Below are 24019 nucleotides of genomic sequence, written 5' to 3' on the forward strand. Positions count from 1 at the left end.
GCCAGGGACCTGATCGTGACCTTTGGCGGTGCTGGCTGATGTCAGCACCGCCAGGTGGCGCATTCGATGCCATCACTTCAGGCAGGCAACAGGGGCCTATAGCATGCTCAAACACATCATTTTTGACGTAAACGAGACGCTGCTGGATCTGGCCGCGCTCGACGCTTTCTTCGAGGGACTGTTCGGCGATAGCCGTGTGCGCACCGAATGGTTCCTGACACTGCAAGAGTGCTGGATGACCAACACCATAACCGGCCAGTATCAGGCGTTTGGTGATCTGGCGCAGGGCGCTTTGAGAATGGTTGCCGCACGGCACAAGGTGGACGTGGGCGACGATCAGTGCCAGGCCCTGGCCGCAGGCATCAAATCTCTTCCTGCGCATAAGGACGTTCATCAGGCACTGCAGTTATTGAAGGACTACGGGTTTGTGCTCATTGCCCTGAGCAATGGCGCGCTGGAGGCGCTGCAGCAACAGCTCGAATTTGCAGGATTGACCGACTGCTTCGAGCACATCATGGCAGGCAGCGAAATCAGTCAATTCAAGCCAGCCGCAGCAACCTACCAAATGGTCGCACAGCGCTTGGGCATCGCTACGGATCAGATGATCATGGTCGCAGCGCACGCCTGGGACATCGCCGGGGCTGCCCAGGCCGGGTGTCGCACCGCGTTTGTCGAGCGCCCGGGGAAGGTGCTCAACCCGCTCGGCACCCAGCCTGACTTGATCGGTAAAGATGTTCAGGATGTCGCCATGAAACTCTGCGCAGGTCCGTTTTAGCACTGATTCGGGAGTCGGCCTGCAGCCATCCCTGATCACTTGCAGACCTTCACTTGAAGGGTATGACCGATATCTCCCCGTTCCTTTCGATGATCGCGTACCTGATGTCCTTCATCTCCACTATCCCTTGCGTGGTTCGTGCTGCCTCCATCACATCGGATTCACTGATACGCGCCTCTCTCATTCGTTGGGTCAGTGGCTTGCCGTCTTCCACAATGACCGTGGGGCCGCCATCCAGAAACTTTGCCAACCGCTTTGATCGGCGTTTGGCCAGGGAAAAGCCGACGTCTATGGCGATAAGGGTGGAGATGATCAGTATCGCGTTAGTCACCGAAAAATCATCGCCCAGCAGCGCCTGCTGAGTGGCCTCGCCAATGATCAGCAACAAGACGAAATCGAAGGTGGTGAGGTCGGTAAGAGAGCGGCGTCCGGCAATACGAAACAAGACCATCAAGACAAAATAAATCGCTGCTGCTCTGAGCACTGCATCCATAAATCGCGTTCTCTCTACGGGTAGATAAACCTGGGCATCGGCAGCGTTTCGCCACCCAGCATATGCATTTGCCCTCGGTACAGTCCCACCCCGTTACTGCGAACAGTCAGGTACAAGGTGGCCAGACCGTCCTTGTCGGCCTGCATCGGAATAACCAGATCACGGCCTTCGCTGTGAAGGGGCGCGGGCTGGGGGTTGAGGTTCTCGATCGACACGCCTTCGAGCAGTCCACTGCCGACGACCAGATAACGCATTTCGGAGGGGGCGCCTTTGGACGTGACAATCATATCGTCCTGACTGCCGTTGCGGCTGAAACGCTCGTAGCTCACCTGCAGTTTGCCATCTGCCGTTTCGGGCTCCACCTGGCTCAATGGCCCTTTGGAAAACAAGCCGGCGAGGGTCAGCACTATCAGCACAATCAGGCCAGCCCAACCGATGCGCTCAAAGCGCCAGACTCGACGCTGCTGCGCCATATCTTCCTCGACGGGATATGACCGGCTGCGGAACTCATGGTCGTCCGCCTCATCACCGCGTAGTGCCATTAACGTGCTGTCCATTAGGGAAATTTTGTAGGCACCTTATTACGCTTCCAACCGGCCCGCTGTCCAGAACGGTTTAAGTCCTTGCCATGGTTTTGACGTTCCTGGTGAGTGACTGCCAGAAGCTCTGGCGTAATGGCGTAGATGCGATTCACCGCATGTGATTGAGCGCTTGCCTGTAACAGTCGTGTTGTTTGAGATAAATGGCCGCATCACTCGCAGGTAATCTGATGGCCTGGAGCATGGTTTGAACGTTAGCCGAGCGAATGCCGACAGGAGGGCGATGAAGGGGCGGTTCGAGTGTCTTGCGTTAGTCGTTGATCGGCGCGTAGGACGATAACGCGGAGTGGATTCGGGATCGCACTATGTAAATGCCTTCCAATGAATTCGGGCTGGATGCCACTCCAGGCGAGCCTGTGCAAATGGTTATCCAGCCCGATGCTGCAATTACGATCAGAAGCGGACCGTCACGCCGGCATTCACCGAGTGGAAACGAGTGTCAGTGCCGAACTGCCCCTGGTAAGACAAGCCCAGATCGGTCTGACGGTTCAATCGCAGCTTCGCGCCGACTTCGGTCAAGGCGGTGTCGCGGTTTTGAGCTACGCCTTGCACTTCGAAGTTTGGACCGCCGGCAAAGCTCTGCTCGTTTCGCGGATCCAGATCACCAAAGGCGCGTCGCCATCCCAGTGAGCCGTAGACCTGGGTATCGAGGTTGGCCACTCGGGTGTTCGTCGATGCGCGCAGGCCGAGCGTCGAGAAGACGGTATTCTGCTTGTCGCTGGACACGTCTAGCGCGGCTGGCCCACCTTTTTCGTGCAGATCTTTGGCGTCGTAGCGAACATAGGAAAGCCCGGCGAAAGGTTCCAGAGCCACGCTGCCAAGCGGTATGCGGTAGGCCGCTTCACCACTGGCCTGCAACGATTTCGCGTCGCGTTTGCCAGTCAAGTGATCACTGAATCCGGCGAAGGCCACATTCCGCTCGCTCTCCAGCTTGTGCCAGGTGTAGCCGACGTCGGCGCTGAGGCGCAGTGCATCGATCTGGGCTCCGGTGTACAGGCCAAGATGATAGTTGTCGCTGTGGCCGTCGGCATCGCGATCATCGGCGTCGAACTTCGAGCGGCTATAGCCAGCGTAGACGCCGCCGCGCCAATCCGGGGTGAAGCTGCCGTCCGCACCGAACAGCAGGCCACCTGTGCTTTGATGCAGACCGCCTGCGCCATTGTTGCTGCTTGTTTTGGTCCAGTTGCCGAATGGTTGCACCCAGGCACCGCTTTCGGCGGGTGGAGTGGTTGGCATCAGATTGAGTGCCATGGCTGGCATCCGCAATGTCCCGGTATCGAGAAGATTACGCACACGAGTCCCCAGTACTCCGGACACCACCTGGCTGTTGGCGATCAGGGCGGTCGAGGTACTGGCGAGCGTGTCGCCGGACAGCTGATCGGCAGCATTACGCGCGCTTTCGGCATCCAGAATCAACAGATTGTTATAGAGGCGCAGCGGTTCGCCGCTTTGCTCCAGCACGCTGAGCGCACCCGCTGTATTGAACTGATTCTGGGTCAGCATGACCGTTTGAAAGATACCCGGTGTTGGCGCGGGGGTCGGCTCTGGCTCAGGTGTTGGAGTCGGCTCAGGTGTTGGTGTTGGTTCAGGTGTTGGTTCAGGTGTAGGCTCCGGAGTTGGAGTCGGCTCTGGAGTCGGTTCTGGAGTCGGCGTAGGTTCTACGCTTTTTTGTTCAATGGTGAGGTTCAGGTCATTGGCTGTGCGTTGCAGCCCGACATTCAGGAACGCCGAGTTGGTAAGTGCCTGGGCATAGGCAGTGCCTGCGGCGGCGCCGTCGACCAAACCGCCCTGGGCGGAGAGCAGCGTGTAGGTTCTGCCGCTCTGATAGCTCTGCGCGGGATCCAGCGCGGTCACGTTGACTTGCGTACCGCGCAGGGTTGCGGTGCCGCTCACGTTGATCCGGTCTGCGCTGCCGTCGCCCGCGATGTCTGCGGCGTAGCGTGAACCGGCGGCCATCTCGAGGTTGCCTTGTATCGCCAGCGCGCCTATGGCGCTTTCTCCTGGCGACAGCGTACCGCCGGAGGCGACCTGGGTGCTGCCCACCTGACCGACACCGGCCAGAATACCTCCGTCCAGTACCTGAGCGCTGTTTGTGTAAGTCCCGAACTCAGTGCGGCCCGCAATGCCGTTGACCACAAGTGTGCCGTTACCTACGTTAAACCGCGAAACGCTTTGGGTGGTGGCTGTGTTGCCGCGCTGATTGACCTGGTCGACGTTCCCCGCCAACACCAGTCGCCCGCCGCGCACAACGACGCTACCGGCCAATCCCGAGGTGTCGCCGCTCAGCGTGGTATTGCCGCTGAATGCATACACTCGACCCGTACCATTCAGCGTGTTGGCGAACTGCAGATCGGTGTCAGTATGGTTGAACGCCAGGGAACCGTTGCCGGTGCCAAAGCTGACGGCGGTTTGCGGGTTCAGTCGGCCTGCCGCCAGAGCTGCTCCTGCAGTCATGGAATCAACATCGGTACGGTCAGGGTCCACCGCGACCGGGCCGCCGATGGTAAACGTGCCGCGCGTCGCCGAGTTGCTGTCGTTCACGAAGCTGATGAGCATACCGTTAGTGGCGCTCAGTTCGGCACCGTCGGCCAGCGACAGGTAAGTACGGACAACGTTGGTGCCGAGCGTCAGCGATTGCACGTCGAGACGGGTACCCTGTCCGGTAACATTGACCTGATTGCTTTGGTTGATAACGGCCGACCCCAGTCGCAGCTCGTTACTCGTCAGTACTGCGCCGTTCTCGAGGGTCAGGTCGTTTCTGTTCACAAAGGAGCCGCTGTTGTCCCAGCGGGTTCCTGCGCCTGAAAGCTTGACGACGGAGTCTATGTCGACCTGCTGGCTGTTGATTTTGCCGCCGTCATTGGCCGTGATGCTCGAGCGATACACAAACACTCCGCCGGCCTGGATGTTGACCGCATCGACCAGGGAGTTCTGACCACTCACCGACAGCGTCGCGTTCGAAAATGCGTTGGAACGGGACCCGAAAACTTCACCCATATCCAGATCCCGAACCGACACCTGCCCTCCGTTACGGACCGTCAGATCGCCCTGGCCGACACCACCGACAACGATCGAGTTACCGAGAACGAATGAGGTGCGAGGCACCACCCAGCGCGAACCTGCCCCTTCAACCACAACATTGGCCTGAGCCATATTGACGCCGGTTCTGCTGGCCTGGCCAACGATGCTGCCGCCTTCGCTGGTCACGGTTGCGCCGCTGTTGATTGTCAGGGTAGAAGTGTTGCCGTCAGTTGCATTGACGTCGATCGCGCCATCGATCAAACGGTCGCTGTTAAAGGTTTCCTGACCATTAGTGAGCACATAGTCAACGGCCTGAGCCTCTGGAAGCAGTGCGAGAGTAATTGCAAAAGCAAGAGGGGATATTCTGAATAAGGGGTTCATAGCGACTCCAGATACTCCATAAAAGCCACCAGGGTGGCTGCCAGCCCCGAGGGCTTAAGCGTTTCCGTTCGGCGGGTTGCCAACAACGGGAGTATCAGGAGGGGAGGGTGCAGTGGATATAGCACGGATGTACTAGCGGCGGCCTGTTACTGATTATATAAGTTCCGATCAACAGGCAGGCAGTTATTCAATAGCTCATCTGTACTATGGAAGTAGGTGTCGGCGACTCTTATCATCGCGCGGTTTTATTGAAACGTTAGAAATCGGCGTGGCCTCGGGTAACGTTGACAGTTGCAAATTCGCCATGGACGCTTATAAATCACAACGGCCGCAGATTAAAATGACCCTGTTGAAAACTACACTTGGCCTTGCCGCTGTATTGGCATCCACTCAACTTCTTGCTGGCGGCTTCGCCCGTACCGAGCAAAGTATCGCCGGTATGGGCAGCGGTCAGGCTGGCCGTGCATCGATGGCTGAGGACGCCAGCACGGTGTACGGTAATCCGGCAGGTATGGCGCGGCTGGACAACAGCCAAATCACCATGGGGGCCGCGTTCGTGGACGCATCCACTGACATCAGCCATGCCGCCGGTCGTTCACAAGGGAGTAATGATGGCAATATGGTGCCCTTCAGCACGGTGCCGTTCGGTTTTTACACCCGGAAAATCGATGAGCACTGGGCGTTCGGCCTGGGGCTCTACGCACCCTTCGGTTTGTCCACCGATTATGAAAGCAGTTTTCAGGGGCGCATGTTCGCCAGCAAAAGCGAGATCAAGGTGGTGACGTTACAACCCACCATCAGCTACGCCTTCAATAACAGGCTGTCGATTGGCTTCGGTCCGACGTTCAATCGAATTGCCGGAACGCTTGAATCAGACATCACGCTTAATCCGGCCATTGCTGACACCCGTGTCAAGGTTTCAGGTGATGACACGGCCGTGGGCTTCAATATCGGCGTATTATTCAACGCAACCGACTCCACCCGCGTAGGCCTGACCTACCATTCCAAGGTCGATTACAAGCTGGGCTGTCACACGCAAGTTTCCACCGGCGCAGGAACGCCGCCGCAGTTGCTTGCGAGCAACCGTTACGACTGTACGTTGAAAGTGGCCACGCCGGAGTCTTACGATTTTTCAGTGACTCAGGCGCTTAGTGACGCTTGGACACTTTACGCCAGTGCGACCTGGACAGGCTGGAGCAGCATGCAGGACTTGAGCCTGCGCAATCAACCGGTCTCGGCCGCGCAAGGCGGCACGCTGGCTTCGGCACTGACCGGCTCCATTCAGGAAGGCCTGAACTGGCACGATACATGGGCTTACGCGCTCGGTACTGCGTATCGGCTGGATCCGCAGTGGGTGTTGCGTGCGGGCGTGATTATCGATCAGTCGCCGACCGGTAATACCGGGCGTTCACCCCGTACGCCGACCGGGGATCGCGAGGTCTTCAGCGTAGGGGCGGGTTATGACGTCACGCCACAACTGAGCCTGGATGTCGCCTACTCGTATCTTCAGGAAGAAAGTGTCGATGTCAGTCGCGCCAATGCACTGGGCAGTTACAGTGCGACGTACAAAAGCCGTGCGAGTTTATACGGTATTGGGGCGACGTATAGATTCTGATCCTGAAAGAGACTCTCATAACGCCCGGTTAAATTTTCCGGGCGTTGTTCTAATGCCTGTCAGTTAGCCTGGACCGGCTCGAGGAAGGTCCAGGTTTTTGCGGGGGTGACATAAAAATTTGATGGCTTGTTTCTGTGATCAAAAACAGTACGCCGTATAGCGCATCTGTACTATTGATACGCCCTCAGGTCGTAGATACAGTCCCGTGCGATGTGCATGTCGTGGTTACTTAAATAATGGATGCGTGGGTAACTCCTGCATCGATCAGTCGGCGGAGTATGTGAATGAAAAGTGCAGCCTTGTTTCCGTTAGTTCTGGCCTTGTCAGGATGCGCGGGGCTTGATCAGGCCATGTCGGTGACAAACGGGGTCTTTGATCAGACCGGAGATTTGCTGAGCGGGGATCTTCGGGGGCTGACAACTGCCAAGCAAACGACATTGACGGAAATCTGGAACGACTGGGAAACCAATGAGGTCACTGCCAAGGAAAAGTGGGACGCTAACACGCTGATCATCCCTGGCATTGTGCAGCGCATTACCAAGACAGGAACAGCCATCGGTCAGAATCAGATTGCGATCATCTTCACCGACCCCAAGAACCCCAAATGCACCGGTCAAGGGCTGACCCGCGATGACCTGCTGGTGAACAAGAAGAAGATCAGCGGATTAAAGAAAGGCGACAAGATTCTGATGAAGGGTGTTCTCGGCACCAGCGAGTCAAAATGGACCGACAACGATTCCTGCTGGCTGTCTTTCGACAAGGCCGAGTTTACGCTTCAAAAATGACAGGCTGAACCGCCGGTAATCGCAGCATTACCGGCTTCACACTTATTGCTGAGCGGTCAGTATGTGTAGAACCGGTCGACCGTCTCGCCGTTGAAGAGTATGACTATCCTGTTGATCACCTTCTTCATACCTGTACTCTTCGTTCCTGTGACGGTACCGACGTCATCCATCACATCTTCGGCATCTCCCAAGTGACCATCTGCCTGCGCCAATACTGAGTTCGACGTTCCGGCGCCGTACTTGTAACTGTACTTGTAGGCCATTTTCTTCAGCATTGCCACGCCTGATTCGCCACGCTCGTATGACCACTGTGCGGAGTTGTCGCCGACATCATCTTCCGCCGAATTAGGAGCACCAAATTTCGCCCGGATTTGAGATTTGGTCGATTTTTTGGGAATGATATTGGCTTTTATATAGTCAGGCTCAAACTTAGGCTCACCCGTCAACGCATCCAGCCCGCCAAGAGGGTTACTGCCCCCCGTCGAACAGGCCGTTAAAGCGGCCATGACTGTTATCGCAACCGCTAAACCTTTTAGCCGCGCCAGTGAATAATAATTGCCCATGCCGAATGCCCCTGATGGTAAATCAGTTGTTGAAGGTTTTTATAGACAGACAGAAACGTGCGAAAAAGCCTTGCGGTGACAAGCTTTTCAGCGTCTATATATAATGAAGTCGTTTCTTTCTTAGCTTAGGCTAACGGCGTAAGTATTCACTATAGTACAGGTGTACTAGCGAACTATAACGCCGTTGTAATCAAACTAACGTGCGCTGTTGGCTGACTGTCGCACTCAGGACCCGGTAAGAGACGCGCGACGTGTCGTCTGCATCAAGTCCATCTTGAAACTCAGGAGCAGTGAACGTAACTCCGCAGGCCGTACCGGTTTGGACAGAACCGGTATCTGTGGGTCATTCAGCGATTGCTGTACATGCTGAATCTCGTGGCCAGTGATGACGATTGCAGGTATCCGGCGGCCATGCAGTTGGCTGAGGTAGCTAATGCAGTCTGCGCCTGTGGCGCTTCGGTCGAGGTCGAAGTCGGTAACGACCAGATCGCAATCGACGCTCGCTTGAGGGGTGGCGGAAGCGGTCTGGACGTCGCAGCCCCATTTGCGCAGCAGCATCGCGGTGGCCTGCAGCACGTTGTAATTATCCTCGATTAGCAGAACACGTAAACCGCCCAACAGGTGTTTGTTCCAGTCAATGTCCGGAGCGTGCGCGATTTGCCGTGCCGCCACAATCGGTAGCCCGCTGATGACAACCGCGGTGCCTTTATCCAGGCGCGAACCAATCCGGATGTGCAGCTTCAGCAGACCGGCGATGCGTTTGACGATACTTAGCCCAAGCCCTACGCCTTCAATGTCCTGATCACGCTCTTCGCGGACGCGATAAAACTCGTTGCACAAATGAGGGAGATGCTTTTCCGAAATACCGCGGCCCATGTCGTAGACGCCGATGTCCAACGTCCCCTTGCGGGGTCTGCAAGCAATAAGCAGGGGTTTGCCGGGGGCATATTTAAAGGCGTTCGAGATAAGGTTTTGCAGCAGGGTGCGAAGCAGCGCAGGGTCGCTGCGTATCTGTTGCCGGCACGGGCGCACGCGGATTTCGACACCGGCCCAGTTGGCCGCCTCACTGTTCTGGCTGACCAGGCCATTGATTAATGCGTCCACATCAATCGTCTCGAGGCGTGGACTCACTTCTCCCTGATTGAGGGTATAGATATCCAGCAGAGAGCGGAAAAGCTGTTCTACAGCGCTGAGTGCCCGGTCGATGTTATCGACCAGGCGGCGCTCGTCTGTGCCCAATGAAGCGTCGCGCAGACAGGCAGTAAACAGGCTGATGGAGTGAATCGGTTGCCGCAGATCATGGCTGGCCTGGGCAAGAAACCTTGATTTCGCCTCATTGGCCGCCTGGGTTTCATTCAGTGCGATGTGCAATCGCGAGAGCAGGAAGTAAACGAACGACGGCAGCACCAGCATGGTCAGGATCATCATCACCGCAACGGCGGGATGCTCTTGAAGGAAAGGGGTGAGCTGGATGATCAGGCACAAAGACGCCAAGGCAAAGCCGGTCGCCAGCAACAGGTAATTGCGCCCGTAACGCATGCCATACCCCACCGTCATGCTGAGCATTACCGAGTAAACCGGCAGCATCGGTTCGCCACCCACAGTGATTGTGACGATCCCGGCCATGTTATCGACGACCAGCGCGAACATTCTGCGCCGGGTAGACACACCGGGCCGTACTGCAATACGCCAGATAAGCCCGATACCAACGATGGCGAAGCCCAGGCAATAGCCGAGAATGACCCACATTCGGCTGCCGGACATGTCGTCCAGTGCGTGCATGATCAATGCGTACAGTGCAGAGGTGGCAATCACTGCCATGCGCAACAACGCCTGGATCATTTCCAGGTCTCTGCATCGGGAGAGAATCGACATCACGTTTTCCTGGTCAGTCCAGTACTGCTGAGAGGCACGTCATGTGTTCAGCGCGTCGATGGCGGTACACAGATATTGTATAAAAGAAAAGGGGGCAGGCTCTGTACGAAAAGTGGGTGCGCTTGGGGACGTTGCGTTAAAGAAACGGGGTGGGATGCGCGTCCAGTCAGCATGCTCTTTACATCACGTAGCGTCGAACGCGACCTCGGCCGCTGCGCGACTGCTTTTGCCTTGCCTGACCTTCGCGCCGGCGTTTCGTCCAGAACCTGGCAATGTCGGCGCGCTGTATAACGCAGGCTTTAGATGTTCGTGAGTACGGAACCCGGAGGCAGTCCGGGTCCTGTCACTTGCATGCGATGGCCTTATCAGTTCTGCCAGGTGGTGTAATAAATTGGAATACCGCGCGAGTTGGTGATAGAGGCGTAGTTATAGCCGGGGGCAAACGACTCGCCGCCTGCGAAGGTATAACCAAAAGCACTGAACTCAATACCGCCTCCCACGCAGTCCAGCTCTGCCTCGTTCAACAGTCGAACTGCCTGACCGGTATGAAGCGTTTCGTGTGCTTTTTTTGGGTTAATTGCTTGAGTCATCGCGTCATTTCCTCTAAGCGGGTCATTGAAAAGTCAAGTCTTCCGTAGCAGCGACCTACGGCAGAGAGCGTTATTAAAATCATCCCCTGACGCGAGTAGCAATAGTACACATGAGCTATCTGTGCCGCTGTCTTTTGGCGACTAGTTCATGTGTGCTATTGAGGTGGTCGGTCGCCAACGCTTTAATACGTCGCGCTTTAAATACGGTGACGTTCAGTCGGTCGGTGAAGGGTTTGCCCGTTACTCATGTGACGGCTATATGAAACTGTCCGGCTTCTATTCGCCCCTCTCTTTAAATACTGTCGAGCCCTGTGGTTTCTTATGGCGCATTCCTGATGATCGACGCGATGCATATTTATGCTCTTTCGACCTGAAGCGCTCGCCGCTCAGAAGCGCAGCACGCTGGGTACGGTCTTGTTGATCAGCCCGGTATCGATGCGCCTGGCAGCCGCCGTCGCGCTACTGTTCTGCATCTGCATGGGGCTGTTTCTGACTTTCGCTACATACACCAAACGTACGGCGGCGAGCGGTGTGGTGCTGCCTGAAAAAGGTCTGATCAGGATTTATGCGCCGCAAGCCGGGGTGGTCAACAACCTGGGCATCAGCGAAGGGCAGCCGGTGAATGCCGACGCTGTGTTGATGGCGTTGTCCAGCGATACGCAAAACGGCGAAGCGGGCGGTGCGCAACGGGCGATCAGCCTCTCGATCAAACGACGTCAGGAAAGCCTGACTCAGGAGATCGACAAGACCCTGGCCCTGCATCAGCAGGAGTTGGAAGGCAAAAAGCGTCAAGTCGAAGCGTTGGAAACCGAACAGCAGAAAATACTCGCGCAAATCGACCTGGCGCGTCAGCGGCTGGCGTTAACCAAAGGGATTGCCGAACGCTACGCCAACCTGCAACGCCAGGATTATGTGTCTCGTGATCAGCTTCAGGAAAAAGAAGACGCCGTGCTGGACATGCGCCTGCGTGGTGAAGAGCTGAATCGCTCGCTGCTGACAGTGCGCGCCGAAAGCACCAGGCTGCGCGCGGAGCTGGTCGAGTTGCCGTTCAACCACAGCAAGCAACTGGCCGATCTGCAACGCAGGCTGGCCGAGAATCAGGACCAGTTGGTCGAAAGTGAAACCAAACGGGAGGTCCTGATTACTGCACCAAAGGCCGGTGAGGCAACCGCCATCGCGGTCTCCAACGGCTCACGGGTCGACAGTGCGCGGCCGCTCCTGAGCATCGTGCCTGCCAATGCAAAGCTGCACGCGGAGTTGTATCTGCCCAGTCGCTCGGTGGGCTTCGTGCGCGCTGGCGATACCGTGATGTTGCGTTACCAAGCCTATCCCTATCAGCGCTTCGGCCTGCAGCCGGGCAGGGTGTCGTCGATTTCACGTACTGCATTGCCTGCTGAGGAAGTCATGACGCTGGGCAATGTTTCCGAGCAGATGCGCGAGCAAGGCCCTTTCTATCGGGTCACGGTCGCGCTGGCGTCACAAGTCATCGAGGGTCAGGGCAAACGCGAGCGCTTGCGCTCCGGCATGCAGCTTGACGCCGACATCATGCAGGAAAAGCTGCCGCTCTATGAGTGGCTGCTCGAGCCTTTGCGCGGAATAGGAAAACGCCTTTGAACCTCAAAAATGCGTTCACTTTCGGGGTTGGAACCAAACTGCCGGTGGTGTTGCAGACCGAAGCCACTGAATGCGGTCTGGCGTGCATGGCCATGATTGCCCGTTACCATGGACAGCACAGCGACCTTTTTTCTCTGCGTAAGCGCCTTTCGCCGTCGATGAAAGGCGTGAACCTCAAGCAACTGATCAGCATGGCCGCGCAACTCGGGCTTGGCAGCCGGGCATTGCGCGTTGAACTGAATGCGCTGGGTCAACTGCAACTGCCTTGTGTGCTGCACTGGAACTTTAATCACTTCGTGGTGCTCAGGGAGGTTACGGCGTACGGCGTTGTGCTGCACGATCCTGCGCGTGGCCTGTGCAAGCTGTCGCTGGATGAGGTGTCGGCGGCCTTTACCGGCGTGGCGCTGGAGGTGTGGCCCGAGAGTGATTTCCAGCCAGTGGCTGCCCGGCCGCCGATTTCGTTGCGCAAGTTGCTGGGGCGAGTGCACGGGTTTGGCCGGGTGCTCACCCACGTGCTGCTGTTGGCACTGGCGCTGGAGCTGTGCACTATTCTCAGCCCGTTTTTCATGCAGACCGTGATCGACAAGGTGCTGGTCAGCGCTGATCTGGATCTGCTGGCGGTGCTGGCCATCGGCTTCGGCATTCTATTGATCATGCAGCATACCGTTGCGCTGGCCCGTGGGTGGGCGCTTATGTACCTGAGTACAATGCTCGGTTCGCAGTGGCAGATTAATGTGTTCACTCATCTGCTGCGTTTGCCAGTAGCGTTTTTCGAGCGCCGCCATCTTGGCGATATCGTCTCGCGCTTCGGCTCTCTGAAGTCGATCCAGCAGACAGTCACCACGTCGTTCATTGAAGCCATACTCGACGGGCTGATGACGGTCATTACGCTGGGACTGATGATCGCTTACAGCCCTAAACTGGCGTTGGTAGCCGTGGTGGCGATGGTGATTTATGCCTTGGCGCGCTGGGCATGGTTCGGGCCGTTGCGGCGTGCCAGCGAGAATCAGCTGGTCCATGCGGCTCGTCAACAATCACACTTTCTGGAAAGCGTGCGCGGCGTGCGCACCATCAAGCTTTTCAATCGTCCTGAGCAGCGTTGCAGCGCCTGGAGCGCCTTGCTGGTGGAGGAAATCAACGCCGGCTTGCACCCCCAGAAACTGCAACTGGCTTATCGCACCTTCAACGGCGTACTGTTCGGGCTGGTGACGATCATTGTGATCTGGCTGGGCGCCACGCTGGTGCTGGAGGGGCAGTTCAGTGCCGGGATGCTGATTGCATTCAACTCGTACAAAGAGCAGTTCAACGGCCGCGTCGCCGCGCTGATCGACAAGATCGTCGACGTGATCATGCTGCGCCTGCATGGTGAGCGCTTGTCCGACATTGTGCTGCAGGACGCCGAGCCGGTTTCGGGACTGGATGGGGCGGATGACGCCAGCAGTGAGAACGTGCCCAGCCTTGAAGTACGTGATGTACGCTTTCGCTATTCCGAGTACGAACCTTACGTGCTGGATGGTGTGTCGATCCATGTTCGCGCTGGCGAGTCGGTCGCCATCGTCGGTCCGTCGGGTGGCGGCAAAAGCACTTTGCTCAACGTCATGCTCGGCATCCTGGCACCCAGCGCCGGTAGTGTTCTGCTGGATGGACAGCCGGTCGGGCCTGATCATGTCAGCAGGCTGCGGCGCCTGACCGGCACGGTACTTCAGGATGATGTGCTGTTCGCCGGGTCGATTGGCGACAACATCAGCTTTTTCGAGACCAGTGCCGACCAGCAATGGATTGAGCAGTGTGCACGGCTGGCCGCTGTCCACGATGACATCGCCCAGATGCCGATGGGCTACAACACGCTGGTGGGTGACATGGGGACTGTATTGTCCGGCGGTCAGAAGCAGCGGGTATTGCTGGCCCGGGCGCTTTATAAAAGACCGCAGTTGCTGTTTCTCGATGAAGCGACCAGCCATCTGGACATTACTCGCGAAGCGGCGGTCAATCAGGCGCTTGAGACGCTGAACATCACCCGGATCATTGTCGCCCACCGACCGGAAACCATTCGATCGGCGGATCGGGTCGTGGCGCTGGCCAATGGTCGAATTGCCTACGACGGCCCCGTGCTCGGAGAGCCTTCAGCGCAGGGCCCCGAGCCGTGATGCGCCGTGTCGGCAAATGGGCCTTGTCGAGCGTCGCCGGTATATTGCTGGCGTCGCTGTGCATGGCGGATAACCGCGTACCGGCGTGCACTGGTTCCAGTCGGCTTCCCGATACCCTGAACCTCGCGACGGCGGTGTCTGTCGCGTTGTGTGCCGATCCCAAGTTGCGTGAAGCGTGGCTGACCGAGCTGGCGCGTCAAGCGGAGATGGACGCCGAGCATTCGGCCTACTACCCGACCGTGGAAGGGCAGTTTCAAAAAGGCCGGGCCGGTAAGACCACGCGTTATCCGGGGTTCTCCGAAGCCAATTCAAGGCTGAACGCCAGTACCAGCATCTACGGCGTGAACATGAGCTGGGTGCTATTTGACTTCGGTCTTCGCGCCGCAAAAGTCGAAAGTGCCCGGCAATTATTGAACGCCGCCAGTAGCAGCCGCATTGAGGAAGTGCAGAAGTCGATGCTTGCCACCGCCAGAGTCTTTTACCAGGTGCAGGCCAACACCGCGCTGTTGCAGGCCAAAGTCAGTGCAGAACGTCTTGCCGACAACAGCTTGAAAGCTGCTGACGCGAAATACCGTGCTGGCGCCGGTGAGCAGACTGATCGTCTGCAGGCACAATCCGATTTTGCCGAAGCGCAGCTGGATCGAGTGATGGCGGAAGGCGACCTGGCAGCGGCGCGCGGCGAATTGGCCAGCCAGCTCGGGTTATCACCCGGTGCCCCGCTCAAACTGGTTGCGTTGGATGAGCCGGGCAGTGAGGACGTAGCATTTCTGGGGGACGTCAATGCATTGATGGAGCAGGCCAGGGCGCTGCATCCCTCTATAGAAAAAGCCCGTGCGGACTGGGCGGCGAGTCAGGCAAGAGTTGATGAGGCGAAAGCTCAGAGCCGACCGTCCATCTCGCTGTTCAGTAACTACAGTCGCCAGGATACGCCCATCGAGCAGGTTTCCACCCGTCAGGAGATAGACACCTGGACAATCGGTGTGCAAATCACGGTGCCGATTTTCGATGGCTTTCTCAATCGGCGCAGGGCGAAGGCTGCCAGTTACGAAAGCGCTGCTCGCGAACAGGCGTTGCATGAGGTTGAAAACAGTATTGCGTTGAGCGTCTGGAAGAGTCAGCAGGCGCTGGAATCCAGAACCCGGGCACTGGCCATCAGTCGTCTGTTTGTCGAGAGTGCGAGCAAGTCTTATGAAATTGCCCAAGGGCGTTACAAAGCCGGGGTGGGCAGTATTCTCGAGCTTCTGCGCTCGCAGAATGATCTGGCCTCAGCGACTCAGAAACGTGTGGAATCGTTGGTCAACTGGCATAACGCCAAGCTGCAACTGGCATCTGACCTTGGCAGTCTGAACATCGACGACTGAACGTTTTTCAAGCACTTACTTGATCGCCAGGCTGGAGAATTGCGCTGCGGCGGCCGCTCGGGTGGACACGCCCAGCACCTTGAGCAGGCTAGAAACATGTATACGCACAGTGAAAGGCGAGATACCCAGATCCTTGGCGATTTCCTTGTTGGTTTTACCGGCAGCCACCAGGCCAAGTACTTGTTTCTGACGGGCAGTAAGAGGGCTTAGCGCATTAACGGCCGATTCGTTGAAAATTGATCCTTCAGACTTGTACTTGACGACGACTTCGCCCTGACGGATAGCGACGATGGAGTCGGTTATTTCCTGCGGGTCGATGTTCTTGCCGATAAAGCCATCAGCGCCGTTCAACATGACTTGGGAGATGGTCTCCGGATCATCGATCATCGAGACCACGATGATCGAGGTGCGTCGGAACTCATTGCGCAGTTCGGCGATGGTGTGCATCGACTCCAGACCGGGAAAGCGCAGGTCGAGAATCAGTGTGTCAACTTCGTCACCGGAGCGCGCCAGCGTCAGCACTTCATTGAAATTGCCGGCTTGCTCAATGAGTGCTTCTGGCAGTAGACGTTCGATGGTGCGCAACATGCCTTCGCGAAATAAGGGGTGGTCGTCAGCCACTATGATTCTGCACGCCATGCCTCTGCTTCCGAATTTTTAGTCGGGTTATCATACTCGATAGCAACAATATGTATCGCCTGTGATACAAAATTAGAGTCATTATTTACGCGCTGCCGCGACACTCTGGAAAGGCCGGTTTGCAGGACGCCAATCAGATGATGGTGGCGACTGAAGTGTAATTAAGTTGCCGTGCAAGATGGCACACCACAAGCCTGTACTGCGCACGATCCCAAGCGGTATGAGTTCGCAGTAAATCGAGGTGCGTTGATGGACGACCGGAAAAACGCTGAACGGGATCAGGCAACGCTGAGGCTGATCGTGGCAACCTGCGCGATCATCTATGTGTCGCTGGTGGGGTTTCTGCCTGGGCTCGATGTAGCGAAGTATCAACCGATCATTCTCTATTACGTCGCCTTTCTGGTGGTGTCTCTGATTCTGCGCCAGCACATCATCACTTACCCGGGTGTGTTTCCGGTGCGCCGTGTCTTCGGGATGGTGCATGACTACACCGCAATTTCCGTCGGCCTGGTCGTGGGTGGTGAAGCAACGCTGCCGATTTTCAGTGTGATGGTCTGGGTGACCCTGGGTAACGGTATGCGCTTCGGCTCGCGTTATCTGGCGATTGCAGCCTCGCTCGCGCTGCTGGCGATATTGATCATCTATCAATTGACGCCTTACTGGCAGGCGCAACCATTTGTGGTACTGATGCTGATCGCTGTCACAATTCTGGTGCCCGGCTACGCTCACATTTTGTTGGTAAGGGCTCGGCAGGCGTCAGAGCAGGCGACTGTCGCCAACCGTGAAAAAGAGCGTTTTCTCGCCCAGGCGAGCCATGATCTGCGCCAGCCCATTCACTCCATCGGCATGTTCACTGCGTGCCTGCGCGCCAGCCCGCTTGGCGAATACGAGCGGCAACTGGTCGACAACATCGATCGTTCCCTGCACAACCTTTCGCAGTTGTTTCGCTCGATTCTGGATATCTACACGCTGGACAGCGGCAAGGTGTCGGCCAAGTCGGACGTGGTCAATCTGGGCGACATGCTCAATGAAATCGTGCAGCAAAATACGGCGGCTGCCCGATGGGCCGGCGTGGAGTTGAGAGTCCGGCCTTGTCGACGCTGGGTCAGAGTCGATGCCACCTTGCTTGCCACGATGGTGCAGAACATTCTGTCCAATGCACTCAAATATGCCCCCGAGCACCCGGTGCTGATCGGTGTGCGTCGCCGCAACGGTGGCTTGTCGATCAGCGTGCACGATCAGGGGCGTGGCATTGCGGCGGAGCATCTGCCCAAAGTCTGCGACGAGTTTTACCGCATCCGGCATGTGCGCGACAAGGACGTGGAAGGCGTAGGGCTGGGGTTGTCCATCGTCAAGCGACTCAGTCAGATTCTGGAAGTACAGATCACTATCGATTCGCGGGTCAACCGCGGCACCACGGTGACCATTCACGGACTTGAAGAAGTGAGTGCTCCGGTACAGCCTGTGCGCAGAAAACCATTGGGCGACAGCCTGCTAAAAGGCGTCAGGATCTGTCTGGTGGAAGACGACCGCAACGTGCTGATGGCCACCGCCGCATTGTTGGAGCGATGGGGGTGCGAAGTCCAGACCGCGCTTTCAGCCGAGGGCCTGACTACCAATTGCGACATCATCGTCGCCGATTATGATCTGGGTACGACGGCCAACGGCCTTGATTGCATCGAAAGCATAAGGGCTGCCCGAGGCTGGGACGTACCGGCACTCATCGTCACCGGGCGAGAGATGGACGTCGTTCTTGAATCGTTGCATGGCGCGGAAGTGTCCGTACTGTCCAAGCCGCTGCGACCATCGGAATTGCGCCTGAACCTGTTGTCGGTTCGCGAGAGGCGGGTAAATGTGCCCTGATCTGGCCAGGGCACACAGGGCATCAACCAATGAATGGCCCACGAATGTCTGACGGTGGAGGCACGTCAGGGAATGGATAGACGCAGACCGGATCAGGCTTGATCACGCCAACACCGGGTACCGGCATGATGGTGAAATCAGCACCACCGGACACCCGCTGCAATTCGGCATCTGTCAGTTCATGAGTGTTAATGGTTTCTAGGGGCCGGGACATCATGTCAACTCTCCTGGTCGCTATGAGCGTTTTCACTGAGGCCGCCAACAGCGACAGCTGCAAACATGCCGGCGAATCCAATGTAGCTCCATTGAAAGTCCAGGCTGGCGGCGATCAGAAAAGAAACCGCTGTGAGCCAGAACAGTAATGACGAATTGACGGCTTTCCCAAATACTTTATAACGATCGGATGTCATAGGGTTCTCCTAAGTACTGCATAAGTGCCTGTAGCACAGTGTTCACGCAGCATGACAAAACGTGTTATTGCGCCATCTGGTAGCTTTGGAACGCATCAAAAGCGCTGACAGCTGCTACACCGGCCAGTATCACTCCGGCACCGACCGCAGTCGCAGGCGCCAGAGCGGTAGCCGCCACCACCACACCAATGGCCGCAACGCCTTCGCCGGTGCTCATGCCACCGTTGATCTGTGACATTTCCTGCTCGTTGAGTTCGCGCATCATCAATTCTTTATTCATGGATCATTACCTTTTTATGGAGTCAGTTACTACCTGACGGGTAAGTAAGCCGATGCTCGTCAAGGCTGTTCAGACACAGCCTGTTCCGCGCTAAAGGCAGCGACAATACTCAACGAGTGCGCAGTTAAATCAAATAGTGCAGGTGTGCTAAACGGCACGCACTGGCAGAGTTGCGCAACGCTCCGCATCACACGTGCAGGGCTGTCCAGTCTTCGATCAATCCGGCATACAACTCGACGCATTGGTGAAGTTTGTCGACTTCACAATACTCATCGACCTTGTGCGCCATAGCGGGCTCCCCCGGGCCGAGAATAAGGGTGGGCGGATAGCCGATGGCGGGGAGCAGCACGGCAGCATCGGTAAAGTAGGGCACTGCCTTTTCCTCCAGGGGAGCGTCATGCAAGGCCTGGCAGCGTGCAAAAACCTGTTGCACCCAAGGCTCGTCGGGGCTGGCACAAATACCAGGCAGATCAATCAGGGTGCTCAACTCCGCGCTGCTGCCCAGGTGGGCCGCCAGCCGTCCGCGAATTTCATCGTGGTCCAGATTCGGTGCAGTGCGCAGGTCCAGGGTGAACGCTGCGTAGTCCGGCACCGAGTTGATGTTCAGGCCGCCGCTGATGGTGCCGACGTTCAGCGTCGGCTTGCGCATGAGTGGATGTGCAGGGCCTACTTCAAAGGTCTGCGCGCGGCCAATGTGTTCGGCGGCCAGGTAGATAGCGTTCACGCCTTCTTCCGGCATGGCGCCGTGGGCCGTCAGGCCATGGCTGGCGCAGCGCAGCCATAACGCGCCTTTGTGCCCGAGTATCGGGTAGTTGGCCGTCGGCTCTCCGATCAGCAGTGCGCCCAGTTCACCGAGCAAGTGGGGCGCGTCACTGCACAGTGCCTTGGCGCCGTCACAGCCGGTTTCCTCTCCGCCGGTGAGTATCAGGCGAACGCCGGGCCCGCGTCGAATGGAATCACGGCTGCGCTGGCAGGCCACGATGAAGGCGGCAATGCCCGCTTTCATGTCGCTGGATCCTCGCCCGTAAAGCCGGCCGTCGGCAATCTCACCGGCAAACGGCGAGTGACTCCAGGTGGCATTGCCGAGCGGTACGGTATCCAGGTGGCCGGTGAACCCCAGCGGTTTGCCGGGGCCGTCGCCCTCAAGCCAGGCGACCAGATTGAAACGGCGCTCACCGAAACGCTGCAGCTCGCAGACAAACCCGTGGCGGCTCAGCTGCTCGGCAAGAAAAGCCGCACACGCTTCCTCGTCGCCCGGCGGGTTGAGGGTCTGGAACGCTAACAGTGCACGGGTCAGGGCTATCGGGTCATCGAGCATCGGAGCCTCCGGTCAGGTACGGCGGGTCAGCCAGTCGAGGCTGTTGATCCAGAAGCGGCGATAGCCTTCCCAGTCGAGAAAAGCTTCCGGCAGCCAGTGTTCGGAAAGGTCGCTGGTCCAGGCCAGCGTGCGACCTGCACCGACTTCACGCGCGGCAAGCAGCGGGTGCCGAGAGCCTTCGACCGTGGCCAGCAATTGAGCTTCGGGATGCAACTCAACTTCGTTGTAGCCAAGCAGGTACGGCCATTCGCCGCCCAGGCCTTGCAGTATCGGGTGATCGCTGTTGATCTGCGGCAGAAAGCCTTCCGGCACTTCGACACGATCGTCGTAAGGCAGGCAACGCACAGGCAAGACTTCCTCGACAGGCGTTCCGCGGTAGCGCGCGCCGCCGTTGATGCCTTGAAAGCTGAAGTAGCCGCCGACCATCATCAATGCACCGCCCTGCAAGACGTATTCGCGAAGAGCTTTGAGGCGGTTGGGCGTACGCTTGCCACGCAGCCAGGTGTCCGGGTGCAGCAGCAGGGTATTGGCACCGATGTCGGAGAGGATCACCGCCTGATACTGACTGAGTGCTTCAACCGTGGCCGGAAAGTCGGTCTGTGCCTGATCGGCGCACATCTGCGTGATCTGATAGTCGCTGTCTGCCATCGCCGCAAGCAAACGCCGTGCGCCATTGTGCGCGGTGACGCTGTCGAACTGATCGAAGCCCTTGATGTGGGTTGACGTGCTGACCCATGATTCGCCAGCCAGCAATACGGACTGTTTCATGACGTTGCATTCCTCTGCGATGAAAAAGGAGCCTGGAAGCCGCGCTGGAAGACCCGGCGCGGGTTGTCGATCAAAAGGTTTTCGAGTTGTTCACCGGTAACGCCATGACGGCGCAGGCGCGGGACAAAGTGTTTCAGCAGGTAGCCATAACCATGGCCGCCATAGCGAGTCAGCATGGTTTTCAGAAAGACGTCCTGAGACAACAGCACCTGCGAGCCGAAGCCGTGCTCGATCAGAGCGACGATGGCCCGCGCGTTTTCTTCATCGCTGGGCGACTGCGCGTGCTCGTCGGCGAAGTAGTAACCCATGCCGATCATGTCGTATTCCAGAAACGCGCCGCGTGCCGCCAGCGCATGCTGATACGCAGGGTCGCTGTGGTTAGGGTTCATGTGGCACAGCACCGTATGGCGCAGGTCGGCGCCTTCAGCCTCAACGATGTCCAGTACCCGATGGCCGAGGCGCTCCCAGCCAGGCAGGTGCACCGAGAGCGGCACGCCGGTCGCAGCACTTGCACGGGCTGCGGCGCGCAGTGATTTTTCTTCGTCAGCCGTGAACGCGGCAGAAACACCAATCTCGCCGATCAGGCCGGCAATCACCTCGGGCTTCTCTTCACCGCCGCCCACGTCATGAATGATCTGCTCCGCCAGTTGTTCAACCGAGCGTTCGTGCACGTAATGCGGGTGCGAGGGTTCCAGATAGAAACCGGCACCCATGATGATATTCAGGCCGGTCAGACGGGAAATCCGCTGCAAGGCCTGCGGGTCGCGGCCGATGCCCAGATTGGTCGGATCGACCACCGTTTCCCCGCCCAGCGCCCGGTACTTCAGCAGTTCTTCGCACGCGAGGTCGACATCGAACAACTGACAATTGTCGCGGCTGACCAGCGGGTTCATGTGCAGCTCGCCGAGCAGTTCGATGCTCACCGGGCGCTCGGCCAGGTGCCGTTCGCCGCAGCAACTGGGTGCGACCCATTTGCCCGATGCGTCGAGCAGAATGTGTTCGTGCATCAAAGTGACGCCAAGGCGCTCGACCGGCATTGGCCCCAGCACCGTCATGGCATGGCCGCTGTCGACGCCGAGTGGAAGGGGTGAAGGATGACGAAACAGGCTCATGCTCCAGCCCTCCCGAGTGGGCGGCCGGTACGTAGAATGCGTGTGTTCAGCCAGATCGCCAATAGTACGATCAGGCCCGTGGCGATTTGCGTGTAGAACGGTGAGACGTGGGCCAGAATCAGCCCGTTCTTGATCGCTGCCATGGTCAGTACCCCCAACAGTGTGCCGACAATCGTGCCGAAGCCACCGAACAGGCTGGTGCTGCCGAGGACCACGGCGGCAATCACTTCCAGTTCGAAACCTTCGCCCTGATTCGAGGAGCCACTGCCCAGCCTGGCCGTGACGATCATGCCGGCCAGGGCGGCCGCCATGCCACTGAGCATGTAGACCCGCAGCAGCACCCCGCGATGATTCACCCCGGCACGGCGCACGCTTTCAGCGTTGGCACCGATACCCGTGAGGTAGCGGCCAAAGCGCATTTTGCCGAGCACCAACACCCCGCCCAGTGTGACCAGCAAGGCCAGCCAGGCGGTCAGCGGCACGCCGAGAAACCAGCCGCGACCCAAGGCCAGAAACGCTGCTTCCTCGCGTGGAACGGGGATCGAATAGCCTTGCGTCAGCAGCATCGCCAGGCCACGAATAATGGTCAGGGTGGCCAGGGTGACGATAAAGGCCGGGATGCCCGCGTAGGCGATGAAGTAGCCGTTCAGCGCCCCGATCATCGCGCCGACGGCAAGCCCGCCGAGCAGAACCAGCGGCCAGGGCAAATGCCAGGCATTGAGCGCCATGGCTGCCAGCGCACCGACCAGCGCCAGGGTCGAGCCAACGGACAGGTCGATGCCGCCGGTGGTGACCACCAGCGTCATCGCCACCGCGACAATCAGTAACGGCGCGTTTTGCCGGATAACGTTGAGCAGGTTGGCACCGCTTAAAAAGTTATCGGTCACCAGCGCGAACAGCACAAAGCACAGGGCGAAAAACAGGCCGATGCTGACCACGCCGGGAAAGTCGTGCAGCAGGCGCTTGAACAGCGACTGCGGCAGAATGCGTTGGCGCGTGAGATCGAGCGTTTTCATGGCGTCATATCCTTTCAGGCGCTAGCGGAGCGGGCAGTGAATTTGTGCCCGACGATGAGTTCGACGACCTCGTTGAGGTCGGTGTCGGCGATCCTTCGCTCGGCCAGATTGGCGCCGTCATACATCACCATGAGGCGGTCACAGACCAGAAACAGGTCCTGCAACCTGTGGGTGATCAGAATCACGCTGACGCCTTGGCGGCTGATGGTACGAATCAACTCCAGCACCGCTTCGACTTCGGCTACCGCGAGGGCAGCGGTGGGCTCGTCCATGATCAGAACCTTAGGCCCGAAGGCGGCCGCGCGGGCAATCGCAACGGCCTGGCGCTGGCCACCGGAAAGGTGTCGTACCTGCGCGCGGGTATCCGGAATGGTGATGCCCAATGCTTCAAGAATCTGCCGTGCTTCGCGGTGCATGCGCGTCTCATCGAGCAATGGCACGCCGAGCACGCGGCGCATCGGTTCGCGGCCCATGAAGAGGTTTCCGGCCACATCGACGGTGTCACACAGCGACAGGTCCTGATACACCATCTGGATATGGCAGCGCTGTGCATCTGCCGGACCGCTGAAACTGACTTCCTCGCCATCGATGGCGATTCGTCCGCTGGTGGGTAACTCCGCACCTGACAGAATCTTGGTCAGCGTGGATTTGCCTGCGCCGTTGTCGCCCACCAGCCCCAGCACTTCACCGGGCTGCAACAGCAGGTCGACACCGCGTAACGAGGCTATCGAGCCATAGTGTTTAGTGATGGCACTCATCTGTACCCGAGGCACTTCGCCAGGCGTCTGCATGCT

The 24019-nt window shown here is 58.0% G+C and carries 22 protein-coding genes; 7 read left to right on the forward strand and 15 right to left on the reverse strand.

Annotated features, from left to right (window positions below; all coding sequences use genetic code 11):
- Window positions 1-103: 103 nt before the first annotated feature.
- Window positions 104-775, forward strand: a complete 672-nt coding sequence (locus tag AO388_RS08515; protein ID WP_003430778.1) for a haloacid dehalogenase type II — start codon at window positions 104-106, stop codon at window positions 773-775.
- Between the two features lie 49 nt (window positions 776-824).
- Here AO388_RS08515 and AO388_RS08520 read toward each other — a convergent pair whose 3' ends face one another.
- The 3 genes from AO388_RS08520 to AO388_RS08530 all read right to left on the reverse strand — a co-directional run bounded on the left by AO388_RS08520 (window position 825) and on the right by AO388_RS08530 (window position 5188).
- Window positions 825-1268, reverse strand: coding sequence for a DUF421 domain-containing protein (locus AO388_RS08520; protein ID WP_003371183.1), 444 nt, complete (start codon window positions 1266-1268; stop codon window positions 825-827).
- Window positions 1269-1282: 14 nt separating this feature from the next.
- Window positions 1283-1810: a hypothetical protein gene (locus AO388_RS08525; protein ID WP_003371185.1), complete on the reverse strand. Its 528-nt coding sequence runs from the start codon at window positions 1808-1810 to the stop codon at window positions 1283-1285.
- 450 nt (window positions 1811-2260) lie between these two features.
- A complete protein-coding gene (locus AO388_RS08530; RefSeq protein WP_058416294.1) occupies window positions 2261-5188 on the reverse strand; it encodes an autotransporter family protein in 2928 nt (975 codons plus the stop codon).
- Window positions 5189-5615: 427 nt separating this feature from the next.
- On the opposite strand from AO388_RS08530, the gene AO388_RS08535 reads away from it, so the two are divergent.
- Together AO388_RS08535 and AO388_RS08540 are read left to right on the forward strand one after the other, a co-directional pair.
- On the forward strand, window positions 5616-6884 hold the full coding sequence (locus tag AO388_RS08535) for an OmpP1/FadL family transporter (protein WP_058396831.1): 1269 nt from the start codon (window positions 5616-5618) through the stop codon (window positions 6882-6884).
- 284 nt (window positions 6885-7168) lie between these two features.
- Entirely contained in the window at window positions 7169-7669 is a 501-nt protein-coding gene (locus tag AO388_RS08540; RefSeq protein ID WP_024662189.1) for a hypothetical protein, read from the forward strand.
- Between the two features lie 56 nt (window positions 7670-7725).
- Here AO388_RS08540 and AO388_RS08545 read toward each other — a convergent pair whose 3' ends face one another.
- The 3 genes from AO388_RS08545 to AO388_RS08555 form a co-directional block, all read right to left on the reverse strand.
- The gene (locus AO388_RS08545) at window positions 7726-8232 is read right to left on the reverse strand and encodes a hypothetical protein (RefSeq protein ID WP_003430771.1); all 507 of its coding nucleotides are present in this window, start codon (window positions 8230-8232) and stop codon (window positions 7726-7728) included.
- Between the two features lie 225 nt (window positions 8233-8457).
- Window positions 8458-10074: an ATP-binding response regulator gene (locus AO388_RS08550; protein ID WP_161937166.1), complete on the reverse strand. Its 1617-nt coding sequence runs from the start codon at window positions 10072-10074 to the stop codon at window positions 8458-8460.
- A 398-nt stretch (window positions 10075-10472) separates the two neighbouring features.
- Window positions 10473-10697 (reverse strand): hypothetical protein, encoded by a 225-nt coding sequence (locus AO388_RS08555; protein ID WP_024662187.1) that lies wholly within the window; start codon window positions 10695-10697, stop codon window positions 10473-10475.
- A gap of 357 nt (window positions 10698-11054) precedes the next feature.
- Between AO388_RS08555 and AO388_RS08560 the strand changes: the two genes are divergently transcribed.
- From AO388_RS08560 to AO388_RS08570, 3 genes are read left to right on the forward strand one after another with little or no spacing between them, the layout of a single operon-like run.
- Complete coding sequence (locus tag AO388_RS08560; RefSeq protein ID WP_058416295.1) at window positions 11055-12311, forward strand: HlyD family secretion protein; 1257 nt, start codon at window positions 11055-11057, stop codon at window positions 12309-12311.
- A complete protein-coding gene (locus tag AO388_RS08565; RefSeq protein ID WP_058416296.1) occupies window positions 12308-14458 on the forward strand; it encodes a peptidase domain-containing ABC transporter in 2151 nt (716 codons plus the stop codon). The genes AO388_RS08560 and AO388_RS08565 overlap by 4 nt, the downstream gene beginning before the upstream one ends.
- Entirely contained in the window at window positions 14458-15819 is a 1362-nt protein-coding gene (locus tag AO388_RS08570) for a TolC family protein (RefSeq protein ID WP_058416297.1), read from the forward strand. The genes AO388_RS08565 and AO388_RS08570 overlap by 1 nt, the downstream gene beginning before the upstream one ends.
- A gap of 15 nt (window positions 15820-15834) precedes the next feature.
- Here the strand turns inward: AO388_RS08570 and AO388_RS08575 are convergent, their stop codons facing one another.
- Complete coding sequence (locus tag AO388_RS08575; RefSeq protein ID WP_003430766.1) at window positions 15835-16458, reverse strand: response regulator; 624 nt, start codon at window positions 16456-16458, stop codon at window positions 15835-15837.
- Window positions 16459-16707: 249 nt separating this feature from the next.
- Between AO388_RS08575 and AO388_RS08580 the strand changes: the two genes are divergently transcribed.
- Window positions 16708-18321 carry an ATP-binding response regulator gene (locus AO388_RS08580; RefSeq protein WP_003371205.1) on the forward strand — a complete coding sequence of 538 codons (1614 nt, stop codon included), beginning with the start codon at window positions 16708-16710 and terminating at the stop codon, window positions 18319-18321.
- Between the two features lie 22 nt (window positions 18322-18343).
- Here AO388_RS08580 and AO388_RS08585 read toward each other — a convergent pair whose 3' ends face one another.
- The 8 genes from AO388_RS08585 to AO388_RS08620 all read right to left on the reverse strand — a co-directional run bounded on the left by AO388_RS08585 (window position 18344) and on the right by AO388_RS08620 (window position 24016).
- Window positions 18344-18538, reverse strand: coding sequence for a hypothetical protein (locus AO388_RS08585; RefSeq protein ID WP_003371208.1), 195 nt, complete (start codon window positions 18536-18538; stop codon window positions 18344-18346).
- A gap of 1 nt (window position 18539) precedes the next feature.
- Complete coding sequence (locus tag AO388_RS08590; protein WP_003430765.1) at window positions 18540-18731, reverse strand: hypothetical protein; 192 nt, start codon at window positions 18729-18731, stop codon at window positions 18540-18542.
- A gap of 64 nt (window positions 18732-18795) precedes the next feature.
- Window positions 18796-19011 (reverse strand): hypothetical protein, encoded by a 216-nt coding sequence (locus tag AO388_RS08595; protein ID WP_003371213.1) that lies wholly within the window; start codon window positions 19009-19011, stop codon window positions 18796-18798.
- Window positions 19012-19198: 187 nt separating this feature from the next.
- Window positions 19199-20329, reverse strand: a complete 1131-nt coding sequence (locus AO388_RS08600) for a M20 family metallopeptidase (RefSeq protein WP_058416298.1) — start codon at window positions 20327-20329, stop codon at window positions 19199-19201.
- Between the two features lie 12 nt (window positions 20330-20341).
- Window positions 20342-21097, reverse strand: coding sequence for a glutamine amidotransferase (locus AO388_RS08605; protein WP_044310430.1), 756 nt, complete (start codon window positions 21095-21097; stop codon window positions 20342-20344).
- Entirely contained in the window at window positions 21094-22209 is a 1116-nt protein-coding gene (locus tag AO388_RS08610) for a phosphotriesterase family protein (RefSeq protein WP_058416299.1), read from the reverse strand. Before AO388_RS08610 ends, AO388_RS08605 begins: the two co-directional genes overlap by 4 nt.
- Entirely contained in the window at window positions 22206-23225 is a 1020-nt protein-coding gene (locus AO388_RS08615; RefSeq protein WP_003371220.1) for an ABC transporter permease, read from the reverse strand. The genes AO388_RS08610 and AO388_RS08615 overlap by 4 nt, the downstream gene beginning before the upstream one ends.
- Window positions 23226-23239: 14 nt before the next feature.
- Window positions 23240-24016: an ATP-binding cassette domain-containing protein gene (locus AO388_RS08620; RefSeq protein WP_003371222.1), complete on the reverse strand. Its 777-nt coding sequence runs from the start codon at window positions 24014-24016 to the stop codon at window positions 23240-23242.
- Window positions 24017-24019: the final 3 nt, after the last annotated feature.

The sequence above is a fragment of the Pseudomonas sp. ICMP 10191 genome (genome assembly GCF_001467335.1).
Lineage (GTDB): Bacteria > Pseudomonadota > Gammaproteobacteria > Pseudomonadales > Pseudomonadaceae > Aquipseudomonas > Aquipseudomonas cerasi.

Bases quoted from the DNA above. Each gene is read 5' to 3' on its own strand.
- AO388_RS08610 (WP_058416299.1), bottom strand. From the start codon at position 22,209: ATGAGCCTGTTTCGTCATCCTTCACCCCTTCCACTCGGCGTCGACAGC.
- AO388_RS08540 (WP_024662189.1), top strand. From the start codon at position 7,169: ATGAAAAGTGCAGCCTTGTTTCCGTTAGTTCTGGCCTTGTCAGGATGC.
- AO388_RS08550 (WP_161937166.1), bottom strand. From the start codon at position 10,074: ATGATCCAGGCGTTGTTGCGCATGGCAGTGATTGCCACCTCTGCACTG.
- AO388_RS08520 (WP_003371183.1), bottom strand. From the start codon at position 1,268: ATGGATGCAGTGCTCAGAGCAGCAGCGATTTATTTTGTCTTGATGGTC.
- AO388_RS08525 (WP_003371185.1), bottom strand. From the start codon at position 1,810: ATGGCACTACGCGGTGATGAGGCGGACGACCATGAGTTCCGCAGCCGG.
- AO388_RS08590 (WP_003430765.1), bottom strand. From the start codon at position 18,731: ATGACATCCGATCGTTATAAAGTATTTGGGAAAGCCGTCAATTCGTCA.
- AO388_RS08615 (WP_003371220.1), bottom strand. From the start codon at position 23,225: ATGAAAACGCTCGATCTCACGCGCCAACGCATTCTGCCGCAGTCGCTG.
- AO388_RS08560 (WP_058416295.1), top strand. From the start codon at position 11,055: ATGCTCTTTCGACCTGAAGCGCTCGCCGCTCAGAAGCGCAGCACGCTG.
- AO388_RS08620 (WP_003371222.1), bottom strand. From the start codon at position 24,016: ATGCAGACGCCTGGCGAAGTGCCTCGGGTACAGATGAGTGCCATCACT.
- AO388_RS08600 (WP_058416298.1), bottom strand. From the start codon at position 20,329: ATGCTCGATGACCCGATAGCCCTGACCCGTGCACTGTTAGCGTTCCAG.
- AO388_RS08605 (WP_044310430.1), bottom strand. From the start codon at position 21,097: ATGAAACAGTCCGTATTGCTGGCTGGCGAATCATGGGTCAGCACGTCA.
- AO388_RS08555 (WP_024662187.1), bottom strand. From the start codon at position 10,697: ATGACTCAAGCAATTAACCCAAAAAAAGCACACGAAACGCTTCATACC.
- AO388_RS08595 (WP_003371213.1), bottom strand. From the start codon at position 19,011: ATGAATAAAGAATTGATGATGCGCGAACTCAACGAGCAGGAAATGTCA.
- AO388_RS08580 (WP_003371205.1), top strand. From the start codon at position 16,708: ATGGACGACCGGAAAAACGCTGAACGGGATCAGGCAACGCTGAGGCTG.
- AO388_RS08515 (WP_003430778.1), top strand. From the start codon at position 104: ATGCTCAAACACATCATTTTTGACGTAAACGAGACGCTGCTGGATCTG.
- AO388_RS08545 (WP_003430771.1), bottom strand. From the start codon at position 8,232: ATGGGCAATTATTATTCACTGGCGCGGCTAAAAGGTTTAGCGGTTGCG.
- AO388_RS08585 (WP_003371208.1), bottom strand. From the start codon at position 18,538: ATGATGTCCCGGCCCCTAGAAACCATTAACACTCATGAACTGACAGAT.
- AO388_RS08570 (WP_058416297.1), top strand. From the start codon at position 14,458: ATGCGCCGTGTCGGCAAATGGGCCTTGTCGAGCGTCGCCGGTATATTG.
- AO388_RS08575 (WP_003430766.1), bottom strand. From the start codon at position 16,458: ATGGCGTGCAGAATCATAGTGGCTGACGACCACCCCTTATTTCGCGAA.